The organism is Lentibacillus kapialis, assembly GCF_014646635.1.
Lineage (GTDB): Bacteria > Bacillota > Bacilli > Bacillales > Amphibacillaceae > Lentibacillus > Lentibacillus kapialis.
The window spans coordinates 1-2,536 of sequence record NZ_BMNQ01000109.1; the positions used below are offsets into that span (position 1 = coordinate 1).

General features: G+C 33.0%; 2 protein-coding genes. Both read right to left on the reverse strand.

Annotated elements, in window-relative coordinates; translation table 11 throughout:
- Positions 1-78: 78 nt before the first annotated feature.
- On the reverse strand, positions 79-261 hold the full coding sequence (locus IEW67_RS17700; protein ID WP_188634402.1) for a hypothetical protein: 183 nt from the start codon (positions 259-261) through the stop codon (positions 79-81).
- A 128-nt stretch (positions 262-389) separates the two neighbouring features.
- The gene (locus tag IEW67_RS17705; RefSeq protein ID WP_188634403.1) at positions 390-2,141 is read right to left on the reverse strand and encodes a M3 family metallopeptidase; all 1,752 of its coding nucleotides are present in this window, start codon (positions 2,139-2,141) and stop codon (positions 390-392) included.
- Between the last annotated feature and the right edge of the window lie 395 nt (positions 2,142-2,536).

Consider the following 2,536-nt stretch of genomic DNA (forward strand, 5'->3'; position numbering starts at 1 on the left):
TATTTGACGGCGATAATGTCGCTTAGAGGGCGAAAATGGAATTTCGACAAAAGCACTGTCATACAAGGGTTTCAGGCATTAATAAACACCCCGAATCCCTTGGTATGTGGGGTGCGAAACTCGAGTCACAAATGCACTCGGCGGTGTAGCTGTATATACCCGATCAGGCATATATAAAGCAATAGCAAGGTGCATTATACCGAATAATACTGTACCTGAAATCAATAAAACAAATCCAAAGGACTGCAATTTTTTACTCATATGTGACCCTCATTTAAATAATATAATCTTCTACAATATGGCCCTACAATGGTATATTGGGCACTTTCTTTTATTCCGGATAAGCGCCCGTTAGCTGAAGAGTGTTATTGAAGTAAAGACCCGTTTGTTTATGTGCAATTATTCACAAGTTTGTTATACTGCTCTATATCTTGTATTAATCTTTGTACTGATTTTTGCCAAAAATCCGGTTGTGAAAGATCTGTTTGGAAATGTTTTTTAAATAGTTGTTCGAGTGGCAAGCTTCCGGTTTCACTAAGGAATCCTTGAAACCTTTGTTTGAATAGTTTATCCACTTTGGCTATTTCTAAAAGTCCAATACTTAATAAAAAACCAAAAGAATACGGATAATTATAAAAAGGAATATTAGATTGATAGAACTGTCCGTACTTAATCCATACAAAAGGCTCATAATTACTTAAACTATTTCCATACGCTTCTTCCTGACAAGTTAACGAAAGTTCTTCAATCTGTTTGGAATCCAGTTGGCCATTTTTCCTGTACTCATAAAACTTAGTTTCAAATAAAAATGCTCCTCTTATAGACATCAAATAATTAAGACTCCGTTCAATCTTTTCCCCAAGAATTGATATTTTAGCTGAAATATCATTGGTGTTTTGAATACTATAATCGATAAATGAAGTTTCAAAAAAGATTGAAGAAGTTTCCGCCATTGTCATTTCAAACGTATCATCTGAAAATCGTAAGGAAGGAATATCTTTCATTTGTTTAAAATGCCAAGCATGACCAAGTTCGTGCGCAAGCCGTCTAGCACTATCGATGTTATTGTCAAAACTTAGTGAAATTCTTGATTCACCTTCTGGAATAAATGGTGCACAAAACCCACCAGGTGGTTTTGTTTTACGATGCTCAACATCTACCCATCGTTTTGAAATTACTTCTTTTACAAATTCACACATATCACTGTCAATATTCACAAGTGAATTTGATATTTCATCAACAGCTTGTGAGTAAGTAATCTGAAGGGAAACATTCTGAGATGATGTCATCAATTCATGCCAGGAGATTTTTTCAGACCCGGGTTTTTTAAAATAACTAGAAAGCCTTTGGATGTTGGTTTCTACTGCATTCCACATTGCATTAAGAGTTTGTCTGGATATGCCATTTAATTTTAAAGATTCGTCAAGGTAATCTATCTTTTTTATCTTATTCTCATTAAGTCTTAGTCCAACCATGTGATTATATATTGAAGCAAAGATATTTGCTTGTGTTTCAAGGTCTTTGTTTAGCTCCTTAAAAACACGAAGCCTTTTTGATTTGTCTGGATGTGACAAGGATAAATTAATAGCTTCAGCAAAAGATATTTCATTCCGTTCATTAACAGGATCTATTTTTACTTCTATATTGTTTCTGACTTGAACATAAAGGTCTTCAAGACTACTTAATGTTTCTTTAACAAAGTTTGAAATGACCTTGTCTTGTTTTGTAACCCTTTTTACATCGCTTACTAATTCAGCAAGAAAATTTTGCTGTTTAACATTGTTTGCCCAGTCAACAAATTGTGTTTCATTCATATGATTTAGTCTTTCTTTCAAATCGGAGATGATCGAATAAACTTTGGATTTTAAGATTGAGATGGTTCCATTTAATGAGGTTAAATGAGATGGTTCTATATCTTCTGTGGTTAAACAGTAATAAAAAGATTCAGCTGATTCAATCTGTTTAATTAACTGAGAAATTGTTATTAGTGCGTTTTCATATAAGACATGTGATTTTGAACACTCCTCGATTTCTGTCAACTTATCACTAATACTACTTAAATGAGTTTTAAATCTTTCCAGGTCCCGACCACATTGAAGATTATCCAAATTCCAACGAGTTGATAAATTAAATGTTTCCATATCCCTTCCACCTTTATCTTTATTGTAAGGCACCTGTTACACTTTGATATTAACATAAAACTCCAAATTTTTTTCCAAATTATTAAAAGTTTTAGTGTTTGCTTAGCTCTTTTTAAACTACCTGACCGTTACTTTAAGTACATAAATTCACAGTCTTCTTAAAAATTAGCTTAGAAATCTAATTCTTCTTTAAAGACGTTACTAAACAATCTGGCCCGATTGTTGTATAAAGTTTAAAGCTCAGAATATTTAATTCAACACCAATTTATTACTCGAGTTTCGCACCCTGATAAATCAATAAAAAAGCGCCATGAAAATGGATAAAAAAACGTAAAAAAACCCGCATGAACACTGGCTTTTGGTATAATTAAGGTACCAATCCAAATCATGCCAAA